Genomic DNA, 22859 nt, shown 5'->3' with positions numbered 1-22859 from the left:
GGCTGGTTTGGATATTATACCAGTAATTGACATGGCAAGTCAATAGTTTTTTTCCCAATATATTCAGCTTTACAAAAATATTACATGGAAGTATTCCCAATTTCTGATTACCTTGACAGTAATTTATGCTCTGATATAATAACGACATCTTATGGCAGTGGAGGAGGCCGGAAATTGGCGGGAAATAAAACATTTTATATAACAACCCCCATCTATTATCCGAGTAACAAACTTCATGTAGGGAATTCCTATACCACGGTTGCTGCTGATGCGATGGCCCGGTTTAAGCGCCTGACAGGTTATAAGGTTTGGTTTCTTACAGGAACCGATGAACACGGGCAGAAAATACAGCGCCAGGCTGATGCAGCAGGAAAACCCCCCATGGCTTTTGTTGACGAAATTGTGGCCTGGATAAAGGGTTTATGGAAAGAGCTTGATATATCCTATGATGACTTTATAAGGACTACAGAAGAACGACATAAGGAAAAAGTTGCCCGTATATTTACCCATTTCTATGAAAAGGGTGATATTTACAAGGGGAGGTATGAAGGATGGTATTGTACACCCTGTGAAGCATACTGGACAGAACGGCAGTTAGTTGAATGTAAATGTCCTGATTGTGGCCGTGATGTTGAACTGATTGCTGAAGAGGCATACTTTTTCAGGATGTCTAAATACGCCGATCGACTGATGGAGCATATAGAAAATAATCCTGAATTTATCCTGCCTGCATCAAGAAAAAACGAGATGATCAACAATTTTCTTAAACCGGGATTAGAGGATCTCTGTGTATCGAGAACTTCTTTTAACTGGGGCATTCCTGTTCCTTTTGATCCATCTCATGTAATCTATGTGTGGCTTGATGCTCTGAGTAATTATATTACTGCTTTAGGTTTTGGTGAAGAGGGTAGTATTTACGAAACTTTTTGGCCTGCTGATGTTCAGTTAATCGGAAAAGATATTTTGCGATTTCATACTATATATTGGCCTATTTTCCTAATGGCCCTCGATCAACCTTTGCCAAAAACAGTTTTTGGCCATGGTTGGTTGATGCTACAGGATGGGAAAATGTCAAAATCAAAAGGCAATGTGGTTGACCCTCTTGTATTGGCAGAGCGTTACAGCTCTGATGCTCTGCGTTATTTTCTTTTAAGAGAAATTCCTTTCGGACAGGATGGTATTTTCAGTCTTGAATCGTTTATTACACGAATTAATAGTGATCTGGCAAATGATCTGGGCAATCTGGTCAGCAGGACTCTGACAATGGCAGAACGATACTTCGATGGAGAACTTCCTTCTCCGGAAATTGATAATGAAACCAGCGACAGAGAATTAAAAAATCTGGCACTGGAGACTCCTAAAGTTATGGAAGTATTTATGGATCAACTTAAAACCAGTGATGCTTTAGCTGAACTCTGGAAATTAGTCCGACGCAGCAATAAATATATCGATGAGAACATGCCATGGGAATTGGCTAAAGATCCAGCGAAACAGGGGCGTCTTGGCACCGTTATATATAATCTGATTGAAAGTATCCGTTTCATTGCTGCTATGTTACAGCCATTTTTACCGAGATCTCCGGAATTGATCTGGAGTCAGCTCGGAGTGAGAGATAAAAAGGAATTGCAGAGCTGGGAAAGTTTGATGAGTTGGGGACTTATGCAGCCGGGTACTATCGTAGAGAGGGGCGAAGACTTATTCCCCCGCCTCAACTTACAGGCAGAAATCAGGGAAATGCAGGGTGGACAAACACAAGATGTAGAAGCATCTTCAGATACTGTTGAAAAGGATGAAGGTTTGATCAGCCTCGATCAATTTCAGACAGTTGATTTGCGTGTAGCGACAATAATAGCTGCAGAAAAAATTCCAAAGTCTGATAAACTGCTGAAAATAGAAGTTTCTCTGGGGGAAAGTGAACGGCGGCAGGTTGTGGCTGGAATAGCCGAACACTATAAACCCGATGAACTGATCGAGAAACAGGTGCTTTTTGTGGCAAACCTTAAGCCGGTTAAACTACGCGGTGTCCTTTCCCAGGGTATGCTTTTAGCTGCTACCGACCAGGAAGGCCGGCTTGCGTTAACCGCTGTTGAAAAACCGATCAGTCCCGGAAGCAGGGTTAGCTGATTTGACTGTTCTCATTGATTCACATGCCCACCTGGATTTCCCCCAGTACAAAAATGATCTGGACCAGGTAATTGATCGAGCCAGAGGTGCCGGAATAGTAGCAATACTTAATGCCGGAGCTGATGAAACCAGTTCGATGAAGTCAGTTGAACTAAGCAAGAAATACCCATTTATCAGCGCTTCAGTTGGTATACACCCACACAGTGCAACAAGGGCAGCTTACGGGTGGTTTGAGAGACTGGAAGTGATGGCTCGTTCAGATATAGTTTTAGCTATTGGTGAAACGGGCCTGGATTTTTACCGTAATCTTTCACCCCGGGAAAAACAGGAAGAGGTTTTTCGGGATCATGTTCGTTTAGCCTGTAGGGTGAATAAACCTTTAATTATTCATAGCCGTGAAGCTCATCCTGAGACCTTGCAAATTTTGAAAGAAGAGTACCTGCCTGATAAAGTGGGAGTTATGCACTGCTTTTCAGGCAGTATCAAGCAGGCTGAGGAATTTCTCGGTTTGGGTTTTTATATATCTATTGCCGGCCCGGTTACATATCCTCGTTCACACGAACTTCGTGATCTATTGAAACATATTCCCCCGGACAGGTTATTGCTTGAAACAGATGCACCGTATTTGCCACCACAGGCTTATCGCAGTCAGCGTAACGAACCTGCATACATACTTCTCACTTATGAAAGGGTTGCACTGGAACTGCATCAAGATCTTGATAAACTTGCCGGGCAAGTATATTTAAATGCTATACGTCTTTTTTCTGATAATCTGGTGGATCGGGATTAGGTAATACTTAAGAAAACGGCATAGTATGATGAACATATAAAAACGCTTCTTCTTTTCAAAGTAAAAAGAGAAGCGTTTTTAAAAAACAGAAAATTAGTTTTTACCAGTTCAAAAAGTAAAAAGCTCTATGCCTCCGGAAACATTGAGGCCTACGCCGGTTATATAACGGGCTTCTTCTGTAGCCAGAAATACTATGGCATGAGCAATATCTTCCGGCTCGCCCGGCTTTCGGAAAGCAGTGCGGGCGATCATTCGTTCATTCATTTTAGGGTTACCGCTTTTCCATGCTTCCGTTCCAATAATGCCTGGAACTATAGCATTGACAGTAATATTATATCGTGCACCCTCCAGGGCCAGGCTCTTTGTTAAACCAAGCACAGCAGCTTTTGTTGAAGAATAGCTGGCCTGGCCAAAGCCACCCATCGTGCCGGCAACAGAAGCCATATTTATTATTCTGCCCCATTGCTGTGATTTCATATATGGCCAGACAGCTTTTGCACAGTTGTATGCACCGGTTAGATTAATTTTCAAATCTCGTTCCCAAAGCTCATCGCTCTGATTTTCAATGGTAGCTACATGATCCAGAGCAGCTGCATTGTTGACCAGTATATCAATGCGACCAAATTCTTCCACAACCCCGGATATAACCTCAGCCACCTGCTCCCGGTTGGTAACATCCATTTTAAAGGCAGCTGCCCGGCGGTTCATTTTTATAATATCTTTCGCAGTCTGTTCTGTATAAACTATGCCCTTGCTTTTCATCACCTGGGCAAGAGGTCCAAACCGGTTAACATCATTAGATTGATCGCTTTCCAGTAAGATATCTGTAATGATCACATCTGCTCCGGCTTTGGCTAAAGCAAGAGCATCTGCTCTGCCCAGGCCTCGGGACCCCCCTGTTACAAGGGCAACTTTGCCTTCCAGGTTGAACACGGAATTCAATCCTTTCTGAAGCAGATACTTAACCAAGCAGGCTCTGAAGCTTCATTGCCAGAGACATATCACCTTTTACTTTAAGTTTACCGGCCATAAATGCAGAAGTAGCATTTAGCTTGCCGTCCAGCATGTTGTTGAAGTCTTCCGCGGCCATGGAAATGGTTATATTCGGGTTGTCATGAGCAGCTTCAACCACGGTTGGTTTTCCATCATCTACAGCGACATGGAATACTCCTCCACAGTCTCCAGTAAGGTCAAACTGGTATACAGCACTAACCCCTTTCATTTTTGCCGGGTCGGCTGCTTCAATTTTTGTAGTAAGGTTGCCTAATATTTCTTTTAAGTCTGCCATTAAAAATAACGCCTCCTTAAAATAATTTCAAGTATAACGGTTTGGAATAAGTTTAAAGCGAATTACTGCCCTCCTTTCGGAACTGAAATTGCTTAAACAGGTGAATTATTACTATTGTAAAATATATTATAAAGCATTTAAGCTGATTTGTCATCATATTTTTGAGATTAATCAATCCCAAATAGTAATTTTAAAGCAATTGCGATAATTAATAATATATTTGACTCTAGCAAAGCTTAGAATGTAGAATAAAAATCAGTTCAGCAGGATTCAGGAGGAGTATAGGCATGTCTCAAAAGCCAAATGTTACTTCACCGCGAGAAATCGTAATGCTTTTTGACCGATATGGATTACACCCTCTGCGGCAGTATGGGCAAAATTTCTTGATTGATTCCAATGTTGTACGAAAAATTGTTGATGCTGCCGACATATCTGCAGATGATACAATTATTGAGGTCGGTCCCGGTGCAGGTGCTCTTACCGGTGCAATTGCCGGTGTGGGAGCAGATCTCTTTGTGATTGAGATAGATAGTGGGCTTGTAAATCTACTGGATGATTTCTACGGACATGAGGATAATGTTCGCATTATAGAAAAGGATGTTCTCAAAATAAACTGGACAGATTTTTTTAAGCTATTTAATATACCGGCAACTGTTAAGCTAATTTCCAACCTGCCATATAATATTTCCGGACCCTTTATGTATAATCTTTTCAGGGCGTCATTTCCTTTTTCAAATGCAATATTGATGTTTCAGAAAGAGGTTGCAGATAGGCTTTTGGCAAAACCGGGAGAGAAAAATTATGGCAGTCTCTCTGTAATATGCAGTTATTATGCCGAAGGGCGGTATCTTTTTGACATTTCAAAGAATGTTTTTTGGCCGAAACCAAAAGTAAGTTCGGCTGTAATTAATTTACATCCGAAAATTCACACAGTAAATGCAGGTGAAGAAAAGCTATTCTGGCAAATAGTACAAGCTGCTTTTCAGCAGCGTCGAAAAACAATCCTTAACAGTCTTAAAGAAAATATGCCGCTCTCAAAAGAACAGATTCATCTTCTATTGAGTGAAGCAGCAATAGATCCCGGAATCAGGCCGGAACAGCTGTCGGTTGAACAGTTTGCATTGCTATCCAGAATCACTTATAATGTTCTTAGCAAATTAAGCTGAAAGGTCGTTACCTTAATGCTTTTTACCAGCCCGTCCAGAGGGCAGATTGAGTTTGAAGATTTATTTGCTGAATTAGTAAAATATACCAATGAATACCCTGATGACTCCTACAAATTGATCATCGGAACCGATTCACATTCCTTTTTAAATGACTGTGTCATATTTGTTACTGCTGTGGTCGTTCACCGTATTGGTAAAGGTGGACGTTTTTATTATCATAAACAGAAAACACGCTATATGGAAAGCCTGAGGCAGCGTATTTACTATGAAACTTTCTTAAGCCTGGAAGTGGCGACCCGCCTGACAGAAAAGTTAGCCCAGAACAGTGATCTTCATCTTAATGTTGAAATTCACCTGGATGTCGGAGAAAAGGGTGAAACCAGAGATATAATCAAAGAAGTTGTTGGGATTGTCATCGGCAGCGGCTACCAGGCCTGTATCAAGCCAGATTCATTTGGAGCCACTACGGTTGCAGATCGGTTTACCAAATAAGGGATAGTATGGCCTATTGAGGCTTATTTCCATTCTGATCCACGGTTTATTACCCGCCTTCTTTTGCTTACGTCCTTTAACTTGGTCTTTCTTGACTAATTGTCTGAAATTATGTTATAATTACGATTAGAATACTTATAAGGTGGTTTTAAATGGTGGCTAAAGATGTCCTATTTGAAATCCGCAAAAAGCTGGAATCACACCTTGGTGAAAAGATCAAGCTTCGCGCCAACCGCGGTCGTCGTAAGACGTATGAAAAAGAAGGTGTGTTAGAAAGTATCTACCCTTCAATCTTTATTGTAAGAGTAGATGAGAACAATTATTATCAAAGGCTTTCTTTCAGTTACGCAGATGTACTTACCGAAACTGTGGAACTGAGTTTTGGTGAAGGAAGCATGAGGCGATCAGTGGGATTGTAGTTTATAAGCAGGAGAAATTATGATCAACTGCCCAGTCCGCAGAAAGAAAATGGATATAGGGTGCCTCCACAAGGATGAGTTAAATTTAAACCGGGTCATTTAAAGATCCGGTTTTATTTTGTTAAAAAAGACAGGTAAAGCTTTCTATGAATACAAGTAAGCGAGTACCGGAAGCCATATGGGCAGGATTATAAATGCTTTTGTAGAATAGCGAAAAATAGGGCTGACAATTAGTGATTGATGCGAAGGAGGTAGACAGATGAAAGCACTGTTGGTAATTGATATGATTTATGATTTTATTGATCCTGGAGGAGCTTTATATATAGGCCCGGTTGCTGATATACTTGTCCCTGCTGTCAAGGAAAGAATTGATATATACCGTTCAGAAAATAAATTAGTAATATACATATGCGATCGCCACCTTAATGATGATCGTGAGTTTGAGATGTTTCCCCCACACAGTTTGAAAGGATCCGGGGGAGATGAAATAGTCTCTGAACTGCTTCCACTTGACAATGAACAAATAATACATAAAAGAAGGTATAGCGCTTTTTTTGGCACTGACCTTGATTTGACACTTAGAGATCATGGTGTTTCAGATGTAGAACTGGTTGGTTGCGTAACAAATATTTGTATTTTATACACTGCTGCTCTGGCCCGCATGCTGAGCTACAGGGTAACGGTTCCGGTTGAGGCTGTAGCCAGTTTTGATCACGACGCACATAATTTTGCCCTTAGAGAAATGGAAAAAACGCTGGGAGTAACTCTTATCTGAAGATACCCGGAGGAATCTTATGAACTCAAATGATTTTGTTACCTTGAAGGATATTGCATCAATTAAACTCGAAGTGGACAACAGGTTATTTTCAGCTACAGCCTCAGAAATTGAATGCGGGCTGACAAGCGATGTTTACTTTGTCCGGACAAGGGATTTACTTGGCTCTATGAAGCTTGCCGACACAGAAGTAACTGCTGAAATATTTTCCTCAAGACCGGGTATCCTTGCCGGAATAGATGAGTCACTATACTTGCTTCGTAACCGTAATCTCGAAATATGGGCTCTGCCTGAAGGTGCAGAAATTGAAGAAAAGGAAGTAGTATTGAGAATCAAAGGGCAGTATGGGGACTTTGGGATTTATGAAACCCCATTATTAGGGATATTGGCCAGTTCAAGTGGTTGGGCAACAGCTGCCAGAACTTGTAAGGAAGCTGCCGGTGAGTGTACTGTAATTTGTTACGGCGCTCGACATCTGCATCCGGCAGTCGCTCCTGTTATGGAAAGGGCGGCAGTTATTGGGGGTGCAGATGCCTGCAGTTGTATTCTTGGTGCCCTGCTCTTAAACAGGACTCCAGTAGGAACCATCCCCCATGCTGCATTTCTAATTGTGGGAGATACCGTGGAACTGGCAGCAGCTTATGACCGGTTCGTCCCTGAAGATGCTCCAAGGATTATTTTGGTTGATACCTTTAAAGACGAAACTGAAGAGGCTTTGAGAGTAGCAGAGGCGCTTGGGAAAAAACTTGACGGAATCCGCCTTGATACTCCCGGAGAACGTGGAGGCGTAACCCCCGGATTAGTTAAAGAAACAAGAGCAAGGTTGAATCAGGCTGGTTATGAACATGTTAAAATCGTTGTATCAGGAGGTTTGAACCCGGAAAGAATTAGTTTGTTGGTAGAAGCAGGAGCAGATGCCTTTGGTGTTGGCAGTTATATTTCCAGGGCTCCTGCAATCGATATGACTATGGATTTAAAAGAAGTTAAGGGTAAAGTTTTAGCCAAGCGGGGGCGTATTCCTGGAATAACCGAAAATAAACGGTTGGTAAAAGTGAAATAAAAATGAGAACTAGACAGGTAATCAGGGCTTCAGCAAAGATAAACCTTGGGCTGAATGTACTAAGCCGCCGTCCTGATGGTTATCATGAACTGGAGTCAGTCATGCAGCAGATATCACTGGCCGATCTAATCGTACTTGAGCCGTATCCTGACAAGAATTGTAGGTTTAGCTGTACAGTTCAGGCGTTATCCGGTCCGGATAACCTGGTTTTTAAAGCTGTTCAACTTCTGGAGGAGAAAGCAGGGGAAAAACTCGGTGGTGTAGCAATAACCCTCTATAAAAATATACCTTTAGAGGCAGGATTGGCTGGCGGAAGCAGCGATGCAGCCGCTGCATTAATTGGATTAAACAGGTTCTGGAATTTAGGTTTTAGTAAAGATGAATTAAATAACTTAGCATCCCAGTTAGGTTCCGACGTTACTTTTTGTCTGGGCGGGGGTACGGCATTGGCAATGGGCAGGGGAGAAATAATTGAAAGGCTTCCTGCTCTACCATTTTTTTGGGTGGTTTTGGCTGTACCAAAAGGGATAAAAATATTGACGGCTGAGGCTTACGGTGCCCTGGATCAAAGAAATTTCGGAAACCCTGTTATTATACCATTGATTGAGGCGATCAGAAATAAATCAAAACGAGGTATACTTGACTGGCTTCAAGCAGGGAAAACAAACACGTTGGAAACTGTAAGGGGCCCAGGTTTCGATAAAGTGCAGCAGTTAAAGCGAAGGCTCGTTAATCTTGGGCTGATGCCTCTTTTTTCAGGAAGCGGACCTACTTTATTTATGCTTTTTGAGCAATATTCGTTGGCCCGTAATGTCTCCCATGCAATTAACCAGGAAGGAGATTCAGCATATTTATGCTGGACAATGTCTGGCAATGAGGAGTGGTTAGATGTTTAACGCTATTGTGCTGGCAGGCAGCGGAAAGTCTGATGCGCTGACCGAACAGCAAGGGGTTTTCAATAAAGCTTTTATTGAAATTTACAGGAAGACTTTGCTTGCTTATATTATTGAAGCGCTTGAGAGTTCAGAATCGGTAAAAAAAATTATTGTTGTAGGACCGGCTGAAGATCTCGAAACCCTGCGCCAGAAGGGTTTTAAATTTGATATTGTTGCAGAAAAGGAGAGTATGTTAGAAAATTTGGCCGCAGGATTTGAAATAATTGAGCGCGATAGTTTATGTTTAATTGTGACCGGTGACATTCCGCTGATTACCAGCAAAGTAATTGATCGATTTATTGAACTTTGTCTTCCTCATGATGCTGATCTCTATTACCCTGTGCTGACCAGGGAAACTTGTATGGAGAAATACCCGAAAAACATCAGGACATATGTACGGCTAAAAGAGGGCTATCTGACTGGTGGAAATGTTGCGCTTGTTCGTTCTGACTGGTACCTAAAAAACCGGAAACGGTTGGAAATGTTTGTATCTTACCGTAAAAAACCACTTAAATTAATGCGCATTTTGCCCTTGATTCTGATTATCAAGTATTTCTTAAAAACCCTTTCACTGGTAGATCTTGAAAAGTATTTATCAAAGCTGATGTACTTAAAAGCAAAAGCGGTGCAGTGTGATTGTGTTGAAGTGGGAATTGATGTAGACAAACCCAGTGACCTTGACCTGGTAAAGGAGATTTTGTCATCAACTCCGGAATTTTTCCAGTTAAATTAATCAGTTATCCTGGTCACCGAACTCTTCTATGCATCTTTTTTTCAGGCCAATCCCCAACGGGTATTACTTTGTTGCCTTCAGGGCTGATCAATCCGGTAAAAATTTCTTTAGTGGCATGATCGATTGGATTATATAATATCGAGTATAAGTCACCTTTTCGGGTATTAATAATTGTTTCTGTTGCAATATATTTTAACTGTCCGTACCGGGGATGACAGTAATCAAACAACTCATAAGTCAAGTCATAGTGTTTGAGGTCACGGTGACTCGAATACCAGTCTATGTCGAACTGTTTTTCTTTCAGCAGTTCCTTGAAAAGATATTGAAAATAAGCTGTATTTCTATAACGCAATGTCGACCGGCGGAATAATAATATTTCAATATTGGCTACATCTCTCCAACCTGGACCAAATATTTCCCTGCAGCCGAATTCAGAAGAATAGATTATGTTAAGCAGGTTATCTCCGGCCGGGAGCGTTTTTCTGTAATCAAAAACTTCAGGAGTAATTAAAAAAAGGTTCATCATTGCATGATTGGAAGCTATAATATCAGTGTAAACATCTATTATAAAAGCAGGTATTTGAAGATTTTCGATGGTATTCATCAATTTTTGCAGCTGTAACACCGGTTCTTCCTTGTTAAACAGCTCTTCATCTGCTAACCCGACAGCAGCAGATAAGAATTCCTTACGTTCCAGGGCGGTAAGATTAAAGCAGTCGGCCAATAGCTGAAGAATATGATTATCCAGGTATTTCCTGTCTCCTCTCTCCAGCCGACCCAGCTGGTTTGGACTGAGGTGAATCGCTCTGCTTAAGCTTTCACGTGTCCAACGGTTACCATAAGGATCCATACTGCTCTCACGTAATGATTTTACCAATAAGCCAAACTCGGAAAGGTTCACTCTTACCATCCTCTTTTACTAATTTCCCAGATGCTCCTACGCTTTTTCGCACATTGCTGTTCAAAAAAATGTAAAGTTATAAATTGGAAAAACTCTTAAATTTGTTTATAATATTATAATAACATATTATTTTACTCTTGTTTATGGGGTTTGGCAGGTTGGTATTTCTGCGTGGTTAATTTAATCCTTCAAATAAGGATAGTAATTTTAATTGTTGTTATGGGTATATGTTTTGTAAATTAAGTGAATGATTTCTCATGCAAGAAGGATTTATCTCTAAGTTGTCGAAGTTATGAAAAAGTAAGTAATCATAATTATTATTATTTACAGACAAGCTGGGAGGAGTGACGACCGGGTGAAGGTTACCGATGTGCGCATCAGGAGGTTAACACAGGAAGGGAAGATGAGAGCAATTGTTTCGATTACTCTTAACGATCAATTTGTAGTTCATGATGTACGGATTATTGAGGGTAATAGTGGTTTGTTTGTTGCTATGCCCAGTAAGAGGACACCGAATGGGGAGTTTCGGGATATTGCGCATCCTATTAACGCGGAAACAAGAGAAGAAATACAGCATTCGGTTTTGGAAGCATACTCAAGAGAAGTGGAGAGCACTGTATCAGAGGTATAATTTATTTTTTTGATTTTTTGCTCTTCGAAGGCCATCTACAGTATAATGACAGCATGGTAAATCAACATCTGGGGGACTGATGATGGAAAAGCTCAGAGCTGTGGTCTTGGCTGCCGGAGAAGGCAAGAGGATGAGATCAAAACTACCCAAAGTATTACATCCTCTTTGTGGCAGGCCAATGATCGATTATATTATTGAAAGCGCCGTAACCCTGACAGCAGATCTTACAGTTGTCATCGGTCACGGCGCTTCGCTTGTCAAACCGGTTTTGGGCAGCCAATTGCGAGCTGTTTTACAGGAAAAACAGCTTGGGACAGGTCATGCTGTCAGACAGGCATTAAACGAAATGGCCGATGATGGGAAATTGCTGGTTTTATGTGGAGATACCCCCCTGGTAGAAGCCAATCATCTGGAAAGCCTTGTTGCACAGTCAGAAAATTTAGCTGCAGCAGTTGCCACAGTAGAGATGGACAATCCCACAGGCTACGGCCGGATTATCCGGAACCGCTTCGGTCTCGTAGAAAAAATTATCGAGGAAAAAGATGCTGCCCTGCCTGAAAAAGATATACATGAAATTAATACCGGTATGTACTGTTTTGATCTTAAGCTGCTTCATTATTATATCCATTTAATAAAAAATAATAACGCTCAGAAGGAATATTATTTAACCGATGTTATTTCCTTGCTGTCTAAGGATGGTTATAAGGTCGGAGTATATAAGATAGGAGACAGCAGGGTTGGATTGGGGATCAACGATCGCGAGCAGTTGGCTGAAGCAACAAGATTGATGAGAAAAAAGATAAACCGAAAGCTGCTTCTCGGAGGTGTAACCATGCTCGACCCGGATTCTGTATACATTGATTATGATGTTGTTATCGGCCAGGATACGATTATTTATCCTAATGTAGTTATTGAAAAGAACACAACAATTGGGAATAAATGTATTATCGGGCCAAATGTTCACCTGAAAAACTCTAAAATTCATAACGGTGTAGCTATACGATTCTCCGCAGTCGAAAACAGCATAATTAAGAGTAATACTGTGATAGATCTCTTTTCAAATCTTTCGTAAGCAATCCTATGGGTTGTTATATTAATGATTTGACAAATTACGATTTCTACGGCAGGAAATAATTATTGAAAAAGAGAAGAAAACACTGTCTGGCATGCAAAGTACTCAGCAGGAGGGTTTAAATTGGTAAATGGCGAAGAGTTGAAAATTTTCTGTGGCAGCGCTAACCGGAACCTGGCGGAGCAAATTGCCTGTTATATTGGCGTCCCACTCGGAGACTGTGAAGTCAGCAGATTTAGCGACGGAGAAATTGCGATAAGTATCAGGGAAAGCGTTAGAGGTACCAACTCCTTTTTAATTCAACCCTTGAGCAGCCCAATCAATGAAAGCATTATGGAACTTTTAATCATAATTGACGCCCTGAGGAGAGCTTCAGTGAAATCAGTTAATGCCGTCGTTCCATATTATGCTTACGCTCGGCAGGACCGAAAAACCAGGGCTCGTGATCCTATTACCGCAAAGCTGTTGGCAGATCTGATAACTGCCGCCGGGGCAAACCGTGTAGTAGCAATGGATTTGCATGCAGGCCAGATACAGGGGTTTTTTAATATTCCCCTCGATCACCTCACGGCTCTACCTATTTTGGCTAATTATATTAAGCAGAAAAAAATTATAAATGGAGTTGTAGTATCACCGGATCTTGGCGGTGTTACCAGGGCAAGAGAACTGGCTAACCGGCTTATGATGCCTATAGCAATTATTGATAAAAAGAGACCAGCTCCCAATAAAGCGGAAATTATGCATATCATCGGTGATGTTAAGGATAAAACTGCAATATTTATTGATGACATGATTGATACCGCCGGTACAATAACACTGGGTGCTGAAGCACTTCTTGAAGAAGGAGCCAGAGAGGTGTACGCCTGCTGCACTCATCCGGTTTTCTCAGGACCCGCCCTGAAACGCCTGAGTGACTCGAGAATTACGGAAGTAGTTTATACAAATACTATACCGGTTGACAAAGGTTTGCTGAAGGGACTACGTGGTTGTTTTAAGGAGTTATCCGTAGCGCCGTTAATTGGAGAAGCAATAATGCGTATTCAAAATAAAATTTCTGTCAGTGAACTCTTTGATTGAGTTGATCTTAAACGCTTCCTGAAGTATACTATTGCAGAAGGAGGCTGGAATGAATGGAAAGAATGGTTTTAGAAGCACAAGCCCGCCCGTCTTTGACCAAGGGTCAGCGCCATCAATTGCGTGGAGAAGACAAGGTGTTGGCGGTTATTTACGGTAAGGGCGACGACACCCTTCCCCTGGTTCTGGACGGACGTTCTTTAAGACAGGTTCTTACAACTGGCGGAAGCAACGTTCTGATTGACCTCGCTGTTAAAGCAAAAGGGAAAAAGACCCGTCAGGAAACCGTTATGTTCAGAGATATTCAAAGAGATATGATCTATCATGATCGGATTTTACATGTTGATTTTATCCGTATCTCCATGACTGATAAGATCGAGGTTGCTGTTCACCTGAACTTTACCGGTGAACCGGTGGGAGTCTCGGAAGGCGGAGTTGTTTCCCTGCCGACCCGTGAAGTTCTCATTAAATGTCTGCCCGCAGATATTCCTGAACAATTTGATATTGATATATCAGATTTGAATATTGGCGACAGTATCACAGCAGAGAGTATTAATCTGGGGAGCGCTTTTGAATTGATCACGCCTCCTGATACTACTCTGGCACAAGTCCTTGCCCCGATGGCGGAAGAAGAACTTGAACCGGCAGTTGAGGAAGAACTCGAAGAAGGCGAGGAAGCTGCTGGAGAAGAAGTTACTGAAGAAGAGCCTGCTGAAGAAGAAACAGAAGAGGAAAGTTAATTTATTACAGCCGTCTTTTTCAGAAATGCCCCTCTTCGGAGGGGCATTGTTTTTTTCAAATGGTTGATATCCTTGAAGTGGGTGGTTTTATGTACCTTATTGTCGGCCTTGGAAATCCGGGAAGTAAATATGCAGGCAGCAGGCATAATTTAGGATTTCGGGTAATTGAAGCCCTGTCACGGCGATTGAAAACCGGGAACCCTGAACAGAAGCACTGGTCACTTATTGCAAAAGCTTTTTATAATAATAAGGAGGTTGTCCTGGCTCAACCTCTAACCTATATGAATCTCAGCGGAAAGGCGGTTTTTGAGCTCCTTCGCAATCTACAGGTAGATTTAGAGCATATGCTCGTGATCTATGATGATCTGGATCTTCCTCCCGGAATGATCAGAATTCGTAAGCAGGGTGGGAGCGGTGGCCATAAAGGAATCCAATCTGTAATTGATTCTCTGGATACCAATCAGTTTTTAAGATTACGAATCGGTATTGGCCAACCGCCAGATTATTTGGAAGTTACGGATTACGTTTTACTGCAAATTGAAAAGCCGGATCAGGAGATATTTGATCGTGCTGTTGACCAATCAGCAGAAGCAGTTTTAACCTTCATTAATGACGGTATTGACACAGCCATGAATAATTTTAACCAGGGGTTGTCTTCAGAGGATTAATATGTTAAGATTACTCACAATATATATTTAAAAAACAATGCAGAAGGAAAGTAGGCAAGCATAGCAACTCTCCAGAGAGGTTGGATCAATGGCTGAAAATCCGGCCGGGAAACTGCTTGTTGAAGTTCCCTTCGAAGTTTTGCACTGAAAACCGGATATTCATAAGGCAAAGTAGGTGTTAACGGTTCTTCCCCGTTACAGGGAGAGGGTATCGGCAGAATTAAATCTTATGCCCGTACTTATTGAGTGGATAATCATCAATTTGGGTGGTACCGCGGATTTTAATCCGTCCCTTAAAGGGCGGATTTTTTATTTATTATTTATATTGATGCGAAAAAAGTACAGTAGATTTTAAAAAGGGGTAACAATAAATGATTATTGTAATGAAACAGTCAGCTGCTCAAAAAGAAGTTGAGAATGTTGAAGAAAAATTAGTTGAATTGGGATTTTCGCCACACCGGATACAAGGTGTGGGCAGGGTAGTAATTGGTGCAGTAGGTGAACAAAAGGTAGTATTCCCCACCGGGTTGGAAGTTTTAGCTGGCGTTGAACGGGTAGTGCCGATAACTGCTCCTTACAAACTGGTAAGCCGTCAGGCAAAAGAAACTAATAGTGTGATCAAGATTGGTGATCTCGAAATAGGTGGAAAAGAACTTATATTTATGGCTGGACCTTGTGCAGTGGAAAATGAAGAACAACTTTTAACGATTGCCCGTTTAGTGAAAGCAGCAGGCGCCCAGGTTCTCAGAGGGGGTGCTTTTAAACCTCGATCTTCACCTTACAGTTTTCAGGGACTGGAATTGGATGGCCTTAAAATGCTGGAAACTGCCAGGCTGGAGACCGGTCTAAAAATTGTTACCGAAGTGTTAAACCCCCAGGAGGTGGAAATGGTTGCATGCTATACAGATATTCTCCAGATCGGTGCCAGAAATATGCAAAACTTCTCTCTGCTTCGTGAAGCTGGCCGCAGTAATAAACCTGTCCTTTTAAAAAGAGGTCTTGCGGCCACCCTGGAGGAATGGCTGATGGCAGCTGAGTATATTCTTGCCGAAAATAACTTTCAGGTTATACTTTGTGAAAGGGGAATTAGAACTTTTGAAACGTCTACCCGCAGCACACTTGATATCAGCGCAATACCACAGGCAAAAGAGTTAAGTCATCTACCGGTTATCGCAGATCCCTGTCATTCAAGCGGTAGTTGGCGATTAGCGGCACCCCTTTCTCAGGCGGCAGTTGCAGCTGGAGCTGATGGTTTATTGATAGAGGTTCATCACAAGCCTGCTGAAGCTTTGTGTGATGGCCCTCAGTCTTTGACCCCTGAAAACTATGAGAAATTACTGGAAGCCGTAACACCGATTGCGCTTGCCATGAATAGATCTATGCCTTCGCAGAATAGTATTCAGAAGGAAGGTAGGGTATAAATTGATACGAAAAAAATTAGGTTTTTTGGGTCCGGGAGGTACTTTTTCCGAAGAAGCAGCTATGATCTATTGTCGTAAAAGAGATATGGAATTAATTGAATATCCAACGATTCCTTCTGTAATAAAAGCAGTGGTCGATTCAGAGGTTGAAGAAAGTATCGTACCTCTTGATAATAATCTAGAAGGGGGGATAGCGGCAACTCTTGACCACCTGGTGCGTTTGTCAGAGATTTATATCAGTCATGAAATTATTTGTCCCATCAGGCAGTGCCTGATGGCTGTTGAAAAAATAAAATTTGAAGATATCCTACAGGTTATTTCTCATCCTCATGCTTTGGGTCAGTGTGCTGGATTTCTTGAAAATAAATTCAAGCATGCTGAGCTTATCCCTGTTGAGAGCACTGCTGCTGCTGCCAGATTGGTTTCCTGTTTTCAGGATGCTGCTGCGATTGCTCCTAAAAGAGCAGCTGATCTATTTAATCTCTGTATTTTAAAGGAAGGAATTCAGGATGTTGTAGAAAACCAAACCAGGTTTATTGTGCTTTCCCATGCTGATCATCCTCCCACAGGAAATGACAAGACTTCCCTGGTTATGACTATACCCGACGGTGCCGGCAGTCTGTACAAGATTTTAGGATTTTTTGCTGAGCGTAATATTAACCTGACCCGGATTGAATCTCGTCCTTCAAGGCAGATAATCGGAGATTGGCTGTTTTTTATAGACTGTGAAGGGCACCGAAATGAACCTGGAAGAGAAGAATTATGGAAGAGCATTGAAGGGGCTGTTCCCTTTTTAAAGCTGCTCGGTTCATATCCGGTTCACCGGTAATTTTCTGTAACAACTATTTAGGAGTTTGCTATCTGCGGGTCGACGAATTTTTTGGTTTTTGCAGATGGTATCTTAGTGCACGGGGAGTTATGCCCAGCAATTGAGCTGCTTTAACCTGATTTCCGTAAGTATCTTCAAGTGCATTTTCAATGATTTTTGCCATCAAGTTATCCCGCCAACAGTTTATTTCATTACTGAAAAGCTCAAAATTAAAGCCTCTCCGGTAATTTATAGTCTTAAAGAGTATATTCTCGAACTTAATTAACTGTTCTGCCAGATTTGCACCTTCGGAATCAACAGATATAAATGATTCGAATTGTTTTCCGGCAGCAGAAGGGTCATCATATGCCTTATCGGGTGCCTGTTCCGGTAGACATCTGCTGATTCTTTCCGGAAGATCTTCAACCTCAATAAGTGATCCTTTGCTGAGCAGTAGTGACTGGGCAACAGTGTTTGAGAGCTCCCGGATATTTCCCGGCCAATCATGTTTTTTTATCAGTTCAATAGCTTCAGTAGAGAATTTTTTCATAGGTATTTGTTTTAATTGGGATTCTTTGTCCAGGAAGTAATCAATAAACAGCTCAATGTCCTCAGGTCTTTCACGAAGGGGTGGTATATGAAGAGATGCGACATCGAGGCGGTAGAAAAGATCTTCCCTGAACTCATTGTTTGCAACTTTTTGCGCCAGATTTGCATTAGTAGCTGTAATAATTCTGACATCAACCTTGCACATTTCTTCCCCGCCAACCCTGAGGAATTCTCCAGTTTCAAGTACCCGGAGCAGTTTAATCTGAATAGCCGGACTGGCCGAATCAATTTCATCAAGAAATAATGTTGCTTTATGGGCCAGTTCAAAAATGCCTTTTTTCTTGTGTGTTGCCCCGGTAAATGATCCCTTTTCGTGTCCGAAAAGCTCACTTTCGAGCAGGGTTTCTGTAAATGCACCGCAGTTAAAAGCGAGAAATGGACGATCAGTACGGTGGCTGACGGAATGTATGTATCTGGCCAGAACTTCTTTGCCGGTTCCTGTTTCTCCCTGGATCAAAACCGTTATATTTTTTTTTGCGATTTTTTGAGCAGCAGATATCAGGTTAATCATCCGGTGGCTTTTCCCGATTATAAATCCAAGCTCCTGCTGTTCAAGAAATAATTTTTCTGTGTCTTCTCTTACGTTCAATGAACGTTCCAGTAAATTTTCCATTTCCTCAATATCGGCGAATGGTTTTTCCACATAATCAAAGGCGCCAAGCTGAATAGCTTCTACAGCCGATTTAACGGTTGAATAACCGGTTATAATTATCACTTCGCAGTCGGGTTGATTCTTCTTGATTTCTCTCAGAATATCAAGCCCATTTGCATCAGGCAGCTTTAAATCAACGAGGGCAGTATCAAATTTATGCTCTTTAAGTTTTGCAGTAGCTTCTACTCCTGATGTTGCAGTTACAACATCATGGCCTTTTTGGTGAAGAAGATAACTGAAAAAATTGCATACTTCCCGTTCATCATCGACAATGAAGAATTTTGCTTTCCTGGTCATGCTTAGTCCTCCGGCTAAAAGGAAATTAAGATACTTTTCAATGCATCAAATATAGATTAAATGTTGTTTTTTTCTGTTTTGTGCAGTGGCAGAATCAAACTGAATGTGCTTCCTTCGCCAACAGCAGTATCAACATCGATAAAACCGCCGTGTGCCTGGGCGATGCCGAGGCTCACAGATAATCCGAGTCCGGTTCCCTTGCCGCTTTTTTTAGTGGTATAAAATGGATTAAAGATCTGGGGAATATATTCTTCAGCAATCCCACTGCCGTTGTCTTTTATATCGATTATTACCAGTTCGCCTTCCGGGTGAATTCTAGTAGAAATAGCAATTTTTCCTTTTGCTCCTTTCCCTTCATTATTCAATTTTTCTTCAACAGCATCCTTCGCATTAAGAAGGAGGTTTACAATTATCTGTTCGAGTCCGTTAGGACTGCCTGTTAACATTGGTATACCGGCAGTTTTATTGACTGCCAACCGGATCTTGCTCTTTTCTATTTGAAATGCAGCCAGGGCAAGGGCGCTGTCAACAACTGTGTTAATGTCCACTTCTTCGAAATTTAGCTCCTCCTGCCTGGAGAATGTCAGCAGGTTCTTAATAATTCGCTGACACCTTATGCCACTACTGTGGATATCCTTGATTAGTTGATATTGTGGATTATCTTCAGGAGTTTCCCGCAGCAGCAGTTGTGAGTTGCCAACTATAGCAGTTAAAGGGCTATTTAACTCATGTGCCACACCGGCAGACATCTCACCCATTGATACTAATTTTATGGAGTCGACGAGACGGGTTACATCCTTTGCATAGTATGTAACGCCGTAAGGTTCAAAAAGTTCTGTAAATGCAGGGTAAGCAAAAATATCGAGAACACGGTTAAACCGGGTTCTCGATTGTAAATATGATGTCTTTTGAGAGCTTAATACCTGATCCCCAAGGCAGGGGGTACATTTTGTATCACGCCCATAAAAAAGATGATAACATTTTGAACCTATTATATCGCTTTCCGGCATGGTAAAAAAATCAATTGCAGCTTGATTTACCCGCTGTATTTCGTAATTGTTGTTGATAAATACAAGCAAATCGGTTACTGCAGAAAAGGTGACTTCCCAGTCACGTTTGATTTCGAGCAACTCGTTTATTTTATTTTTCAGGGCCACATAATAAGATTTCTTAGAGCTATGAACCCCGGTTAATTTTTCAATTAATATTTTTTTACTTTGAATAACCATTAGCATAAACCTCCAGGCATTTCAAGCGCTGCATGGAATATACTGGCAATATCTTCTTCGTCTGCATCGCGGGGATTTGTTATAAAGCACGCATCGTTCATGGCATTCCTGCTCAGTTCCGGGATAGATTTCTCAGGTAATCCCAGATCTGCCAATCCGGCAGGTATGCCTACATCATGTGACAATTCCTGTACAAGTTCGATCGCTTTTTCAGCTGCTTCTCTTTTTGATAAATGCTCGGTCTGTGCTCCCATAGCCCTCGCTATGGATGCGTACTTGTCTACACAGGCTAACAGGTTAAAGCGCATCACATAGGGAAGTAAAACAGCGCTGATAGTTCCGATTGGAAGGTCTAAAAGACCACCCACCTGATGCGTCATGGCATGTGTCAGGCCAAGCACTGCATTGGAAAAGGCAATACCGGCATGGATACTGGCTTGTGCCATGGCGATTTTAGCTGCCTCATCGACCTGGCTGGCTACCGAAGAACGAAGATTTGAAGAGATTAGTTTAATGGACTGAAGAGCATGAATATCAGTTATATCAGTTGCAGCCAGTGATAAATAGGCTTCAATTGCATGGCTCAATGCCTCCATACCGGTGTGGGCGGTTACCTTGCTGTTGATCGTAGATAAAATCAGAGGATCAGAAATTGCTATATCAGGGACCAGTGATTTGGAAATAATAGTCATCTTAATCTTTCTGTGGCTATCAGAAATTATGGCAAACTGGGATACTTCTGCACCAGAACCGGCCGTAGAGGAAACAACTATCAATGGCGGCAGTGGTTCATCAATCATGTCAATGCCTTCAAAGTCGTGGATTTTCCCCTTGTTTGTCGACAGTGTTGCAACCGCTTTGGCTGCATCGACAGCGCTTCCCCCGCCGATTGCTAAAACTGCATCACAGCCTGCTTCCATATACTGCTTAAGCCCATCTTCAACTTCGTAGTCGCGGGGGTTGGCTGAAAAATCCGACCATATACGGTATTCCATGCCGGCTTCCTCTAGAAAGGATAGAGCTTTATTAACCCACCCGCAGCGGACAACTCCCTGGTCGGCAACAAGAAATACCTTCGATGAACCGAGCCGGCTGCAGCATTCGCCTATTTGGTTTAATGAGCCGGTGCCAAAGATTATTTCCGGGGTCACAAATTTGCTGATATACATATTTCGGACCTTCCTTTGGAAATAATTTCAGTATATTTTGCTCAAGTATTCGGTAAAATGCTTTCTTTATCCTTCAATTCTGAAATAAAAAGCCCCGAAAGAAAAGCCGGGGCTCTTTATTAAATAATGTCAATGGGCTAATCTTCATAATATTAATGCTTCCTGGTAAGAATCGGTTCTAGGTGGGTATGTTTTTCGAGAACAAAAGATTCTTCATTTACTTCAGGAACAAGGCCAAAGCCTACATTGTTTTCCATCAATTTCTTGCATTTTTGCCTCTGCAATTCGGTGCAGCCGCAGCTTCTTGCTTCTTCAACGGTTAACTTGCGGCCGTAAGCCCCGGCACTGCAGAACATAACCCAACCGTTCAAACTCTGGTACTCTTTCCAATTTGTGCAGTTAACCATCTTTTTCATGATACTCCCTCCTCACCTTTTAAATCCAGGGCTGTCTGCAGCTAGGATCTTCCATTGGTGATTAGTTTATCTGACATGGTCGGGCGAAGGTAACATGTCCAGTAAGCAACAGCAACAAAAACAACTCCACCTATGATGTTGCCTATAGTAACGGGAATCAGGTTGTTCAGGAAAAATGACTGCCAGCTGATAGACTGCAGTATTGCCGGAGAAACCAGTCCCTGAATAAATATATTGTTTTTAACCATAATACCCATTGGGACAAAATACATGTTGGCAATTGAGTGCTCAAATCCAGCAGCGACAAATGCTGTAATCGGAATCATTATTCCCAGGATCTTGCTTATGGCATCTTTTCCTGCCAGGGATAACCAAACTGCGAGGCAGACCAGCCAATTGCACAGTATGCCTCTGAAAAGCGCCTCACCCCAGGTGAGAGTTGATTTGGCATAAGCGATATTGATGACCCTGAGAGCGATGCTGCCGTCGTTAGCTTTCCAGATGCCTGAGAAGTAGAATAAGGCAACCACTAATAGTGCTCCGGCAAAGTTGAACAGGTAAACCCATACCCAATTGTTCAAAACCTGCCTGCCGCTCACTTTTTTATCCAGATATCCTGTGACCAACAGGTTATTTCCTGTAAAAAGTTCAGCCCCTCCGAGGATTACCAGAATCAGACCGATGGAGAAAGATATGCCACCGACCAAACGACTAAGACCATCACCAATATATACAGCAAGATCATTGGTGATGATGGTGAACATAACTGCTCCAAGCGCAATGTATGCTCCAGCCAGAAGAGCAAGCATAATCAATGAAACCGGCGCGGTAGCAGCTTTTTTCTGAGCTACACCGACAACGGATCTGGCAATTTCTGCCGGGGTATCGCATGAAGTTACGGGTGTAGTTGCCGCCGGGACAGATACCGGAACCGGGAGTTCCTCAGGTACAACTCCAATGCCGGTCACATTTTCCATCTTCAGCATGCACTCCTTTCGTTTTTCAGGAGTACAGCCGATTGCAGACAGAAAGTTGGTATTTACCGGTCTGTTGAAGGCAGCTAATTCACAGTAGCAAACATGCCCTGCAATCGAATCGTACTCGTTCCAGAATGAACATTTCTCAGCCATTATTACTGCCTCCTTTCTTTAATAATATTTAGAAGCAAATTTACTGTTCCTCTGAGTTACTATAAAGCAATCTTCATGCCAACATTTGTGACAGAAAACTATAAAATATATTTTTAATCTGATTAGCATAAATCACGAGTTTCAAAGGTGATCCGGATAAAAAGAAATTTAATATTTTTATAAAGCTCTCATATAGCGCGTGTTAAGCAACATATTTGATTAAAAATGCGGGCATAGAAATGACGTATAAAGGTCACATG

Annotated in this window: 24 protein-coding genes and 1 other annotated feature; of the genes, 16 read left to right on the top strand and 8 right to left on the bottom strand. The window is 41.9% G+C overall.

The window, feature by feature from the left end:
- Window positions 1-174: 174 nt before the first annotated feature.
- Together metG and SCJ97_00970 are read left to right on the top strand one after the other, a co-directional pair.
- Window positions 175-2124 carry a methionine--tRNA ligase gene (gene metG / locus SCJ97_00975; GenBank protein ID MDW7738619.1) on the top strand — a complete coding sequence of 650 codons (1950 nt, stop codon included), beginning with the start codon at window positions 175-177 and terminating at the stop codon, window positions 2122-2124.
- Entirely contained in the window at window positions 2087-2914 is an 828-nt protein-coding gene (locus tag SCJ97_00970) for a TatD family hydrolase (protein MDW7738618.1), read from the top strand. The genes metG and SCJ97_00970 overlap by 38 nt, the downstream gene beginning before the upstream one ends.
- Window positions 2915-3022: 108 nt before the next feature.
- Here the strand turns inward: SCJ97_00970 and SCJ97_00965 are convergent, their stop codons facing one another.
- Together SCJ97_00965 and SCJ97_00960 are read right to left on the bottom strand one after the other, a co-directional pair.
- Window positions 3023-3883: an SDR family NAD(P)-dependent oxidoreductase gene (locus tag SCJ97_00965; protein ID MDW7738617.1), complete on the bottom strand. Its 861-nt coding sequence runs from the start codon at window positions 3881-3883 to the stop codon at window positions 3023-3025.
- Entirely contained in the window at window positions 3876-4202 is a 327-nt protein-coding gene (locus SCJ97_00960) for an SCP2 sterol-binding domain-containing protein (GenBank protein MDW7738616.1), read from the bottom strand. Before SCJ97_00960 ends, SCJ97_00965 begins: the two co-directional genes overlap by 8 nt.
- Window positions 4203-4489: 287 nt before the next feature.
- On the opposite strand from SCJ97_00960, the gene rsmA reads away from it, so the two are divergent.
- The 7 genes from rsmA to SCJ97_00925 all read left to right on the top strand — a co-directional run bounded on the left by rsmA (window position 4490) and on the right by SCJ97_00925 (window position 9782).
- Window positions 4490-5368, top strand: coding sequence for a 16S rRNA (adenine(1518)-N(6)/adenine(1519)-N(6))-dimethyltransferase RsmA (rsmA, locus tag SCJ97_00955; protein ID MDW7738615.1), 879 nt, complete (start codon window positions 4490-4492; stop codon window positions 5366-5368).
- Between the two features lie 15 nt (window positions 5369-5383).
- On the top strand, window positions 5384-5860 hold the full coding sequence (locus SCJ97_00950) for a ribonuclease H-like YkuK family protein (GenBank protein ID MDW7738614.1): 477 nt from the start codon (window positions 5384-5386) through the stop codon (window positions 5858-5860).
- Between the two features lie 155 nt (window positions 5861-6015).
- Window positions 6016-6279 carry a Veg family protein gene (locus SCJ97_00945; protein ID MDW7738613.1) on the top strand — a complete coding sequence of 88 codons (264 nt, stop codon included), beginning with the start codon at window positions 6016-6018 and terminating at the stop codon, window positions 6277-6279.
- A 259-nt stretch (window positions 6280-6538) separates the two neighbouring features.
- A complete protein-coding gene (locus tag SCJ97_00940) occupies window positions 6539-7054 on the top strand; it encodes an isochorismatase family cysteine hydrolase (GenBank protein ID MDW7738612.1) in 516 nt (171 codons plus the stop codon).
- Window positions 7055-7073: 19 nt separating this feature from the next.
- Window positions 7074-8114, top strand: a complete 1041-nt coding sequence (locus SCJ97_00935; GenBank protein MDW7738611.1) for a nicotinate phosphoribosyltransferase — start codon at window positions 7074-7076, stop codon at window positions 8112-8114.
- Window positions 8115-8116: 2 nt separating this feature from the next.
- Window positions 8117-9010: a 4-(cytidine 5'-diphospho)-2-C-methyl-D-erythritol kinase gene (gene ispE, locus SCJ97_00930; GenBank protein ID MDW7738610.1), complete on the top strand. Its 894-nt coding sequence runs from the start codon at window positions 8117-8119 to the stop codon at window positions 9008-9010.
- On the top strand, window positions 9003-9782 hold the full coding sequence (locus SCJ97_00925) for a nucleotidyltransferase family protein (GenBank protein ID MDW7738609.1): 780 nt from the start codon (window positions 9003-9005) through the stop codon (window positions 9780-9782). The genes ispE and SCJ97_00925 overlap by 8 nt, the downstream gene beginning before the upstream one ends.
- A gap of 13 nt (window positions 9783-9795) precedes the next feature.
- Here SCJ97_00925 and SCJ97_00920 read toward each other — a convergent pair whose 3' ends face one another.
- Window positions 9796-10683, bottom strand: coding sequence for a hypothetical protein (locus tag SCJ97_00920; protein ID MDW7738608.1), 888 nt, complete (start codon window positions 10681-10683; stop codon window positions 9796-9798).
- A 355-nt stretch (window positions 10684-11038) separates the two neighbouring features.
- Here SCJ97_00920 and spoVG point away from each other — a divergent pair, with 355 nt between their 5' ends.
- The 7 genes from spoVG to pheA all read left to right on the top strand — a co-directional run bounded on the left by spoVG (window position 11039) and on the right by pheA (window position 17118).
- A complete protein-coding gene (gene spoVG, locus SCJ97_00915; GenBank protein ID MDW7738607.1) occupies window positions 11039-11314 on the top strand; it encodes a septation regulator SpoVG in 276 nt (91 codons plus the stop codon).
- Window positions 11315-11396: 82 nt separating this feature from the next.
- Window positions 11397-12386 (top strand): NTP transferase domain-containing protein, encoded by a 990-nt coding sequence (locus tag SCJ97_00910; protein ID MDW7738606.1) that lies wholly within the window; start codon window positions 11397-11399, stop codon window positions 12384-12386.
- 123 nt (window positions 12387-12509) lie between these two features.
- Window positions 12510-13463: a ribose-phosphate pyrophosphokinase gene (locus tag SCJ97_00905; protein ID MDW7738605.1), complete on the top strand. Its 954-nt coding sequence runs from the start codon at window positions 12510-12512 to the stop codon at window positions 13461-13463.
- Window positions 13464-13516: 53 nt separating this feature from the next.
- Window positions 13517-14200: a 50S ribosomal protein L25 gene (locus SCJ97_00900; GenBank protein MDW7738604.1), complete on the top strand. Its 684-nt coding sequence runs from the start codon at window positions 13517-13519 to the stop codon at window positions 14198-14200.
- Between the two features lie 59 nt (window positions 14201-14259).
- Window positions 14260-14868: an aminoacyl-tRNA hydrolase gene (gene pth, locus SCJ97_00895; protein ID MDW7738603.1), complete on the top strand. Its 609-nt coding sequence runs from the start codon at window positions 14260-14262 to the stop codon at window positions 14866-14868.
- A 28-nt stretch (window positions 14869-14896) separates the two neighbouring features.
- Window positions 14897-15165, top strand: a binding site (T-box leader).
- 74 nt (window positions 15166-15239) lie between these two features.
- Window positions 15240-16289, top strand: a complete 1050-nt coding sequence (gene aroF / locus SCJ97_00890) for a 3-deoxy-7-phosphoheptulonate synthase (protein ID MDW7738602.1) — start codon at window positions 15240-15242, stop codon at window positions 16287-16289.
- A 1-nt stretch (window position 16290) separates the two neighbouring features.
- Window positions 16291-17118 carry a prephenate dehydratase gene (gene pheA / locus SCJ97_00885; protein ID MDW7738601.1) on the top strand — a complete coding sequence of 276 codons (828 nt, stop codon included), beginning with the start codon at window positions 16291-16293 and terminating at the stop codon, window positions 17116-17118.
- 28 nt (window positions 17119-17146) lie between these two features.
- Here the strand turns inward: pheA and SCJ97_00880 are convergent, their stop codons facing one another.
- The 5 genes from SCJ97_00880 to SCJ97_00860 all read right to left on the bottom strand — a co-directional run bounded on the left by SCJ97_00880 (window position 17147) and on the right by SCJ97_00860 (window position 22599).
- Window positions 17147-18655, bottom strand: coding sequence for a sigma-54 dependent transcriptional regulator (locus SCJ97_00880; GenBank protein ID MDW7738600.1), 1509 nt, complete (start codon window positions 18653-18655; stop codon window positions 17147-17149).
- A gap of 56 nt (window positions 18656-18711) precedes the next feature.
- Window positions 18712-19884, bottom strand: a complete 1173-nt coding sequence (locus SCJ97_00875; protein MDW7738599.1) for an ATP-binding protein — start codon at window positions 19882-19884, stop codon at window positions 18712-18714.
- Window positions 19884-21053 carry an iron-containing alcohol dehydrogenase gene (locus tag SCJ97_00870; GenBank protein ID MDW7738598.1) on the bottom strand — a complete coding sequence of 390 codons (1170 nt, stop codon included), beginning with the start codon at window positions 21051-21053 and terminating at the stop codon, window positions 19884-19886. The genes SCJ97_00875 and SCJ97_00870 overlap by 1 nt, the downstream gene beginning before the upstream one ends.
- A gap of 152 nt (window positions 21054-21205) precedes the next feature.
- Entirely contained in the window at window positions 21206-21469 is a 264-nt protein-coding gene (locus SCJ97_00865; protein MDW7738597.1) for a hypothetical protein, read from the bottom strand.
- Between the two features lie 41 nt (window positions 21470-21510).
- The gene (locus SCJ97_00860; GenBank protein ID MDW7738596.1) at window positions 21511-22599 is read right to left on the bottom strand and encodes a formate/nitrite transporter family protein; all 1089 of its coding nucleotides are present in this window, start codon (window positions 22597-22599) and stop codon (window positions 21511-21513) included.
- Window positions 22600-22859: the final 260 nt, after the last annotated feature.

Source organism: Bacillota bacterium (assembly GCA_033549065.1).
Classification (GTDB): Bacteria; Bacillota; Dethiobacteria; order DTU022; family DTU022; genus JAWSUE01.
Note: the sequence above shows the minus strand (reverse complement) of the source record. Positions and strands in the feature narration are given on the sequence as shown.

Excerpts from the sequence above, each read along its gene's own strand:
- SCJ97_00960 (MDW7738616.1), bottom strand. The coding sequence starts at position 4,202 with ATGGCAGACTTAAAAGAAATATTAGGCAACCTTACTACAAAAATTGAA.
- rsmA (MDW7738615.1), top strand. The coding sequence starts at position 4,490 with ATGTCTCAAAAGCCAAATGTTACTTCACCGCGAGAAATCGTAATGCTT.
- SCJ97_00950 (MDW7738614.1), top strand. The coding sequence starts at position 5,384 with ATGCTTTTTACCAGCCCGTCCAGAGGGCAGATTGAGTTTGAAGATTTA.
- SCJ97_00940 (MDW7738612.1), top strand. The coding sequence starts at position 6,539 with ATGAAAGCACTGTTGGTAATTGATATGATTTATGATTTTATTGATCCT.
- SCJ97_00935 (MDW7738611.1), top strand. The coding sequence starts at position 7,074 with ATGAACTCAAATGATTTTGTTACCTTGAAGGATATTGCATCAATTAAA.
- ispE (MDW7738610.1), top strand. The coding sequence starts at position 8,117 with ATGAGAACTAGACAGGTAATCAGGGCTTCAGCAAAGATAAACCTTGGG.
- SCJ97_00925 (MDW7738609.1), top strand. The coding sequence starts at position 9,003 with ATGTTTAACGCTATTGTGCTGGCAGGCAGCGGAAAGTCTGATGCGCTG.
- SCJ97_00910 (MDW7738606.1), top strand. The coding sequence starts at position 11,397 with ATGGAAAAGCTCAGAGCTGTGGTCTTGGCTGCCGGAGAAGGCAAGAGG.
- SCJ97_00900 (MDW7738604.1), top strand. The coding sequence starts at position 13,517 with ATGGAAAGAATGGTTTTAGAAGCACAAGCCCGCCCGTCTTTGACCAAG.
- pth (MDW7738603.1), top strand. The coding sequence starts at position 14,260 with ATGGTTGATATCCTTGAAGTGGGTGGTTTTATGTACCTTATTGTCGGC.
- aroF (MDW7738602.1), top strand. The coding sequence starts at position 15,240 with ATGATTATTGTAATGAAACAGTCAGCTGCTCAAAAAGAAGTTGAGAAT.
- SCJ97_00880 (MDW7738600.1), bottom strand. The coding sequence starts at position 18,655 with ATGACCAGGAAAGCAAAATTCTTCATTGTCGATGATGAACGGGAAGTA.
- SCJ97_00875 (MDW7738599.1), bottom strand. The coding sequence starts at position 19,884 with ATGGTTATTCAAAGTAAAAAAATATTAATTGAAAAATTAACCGGGGTT.
- SCJ97_00870 (MDW7738598.1), bottom strand. The coding sequence starts at position 21,053 with ATGTATATCAGCAAATTTGTGACCCCGGAAATAATCTTTGGCACCGGC.
- SCJ97_00865 (MDW7738597.1), bottom strand. The coding sequence starts at position 21,469 with ATGAAAAAGATGGTTAACTGCACAAATTGGAAAGAGTACCAGAGTTTG.
- SCJ97_00860 (MDW7738596.1), bottom strand. The coding sequence starts at position 22,599 with ATGGCTGAGAAATGTTCATTCTGGAACGAGTACGATTCGATTGCAGGG.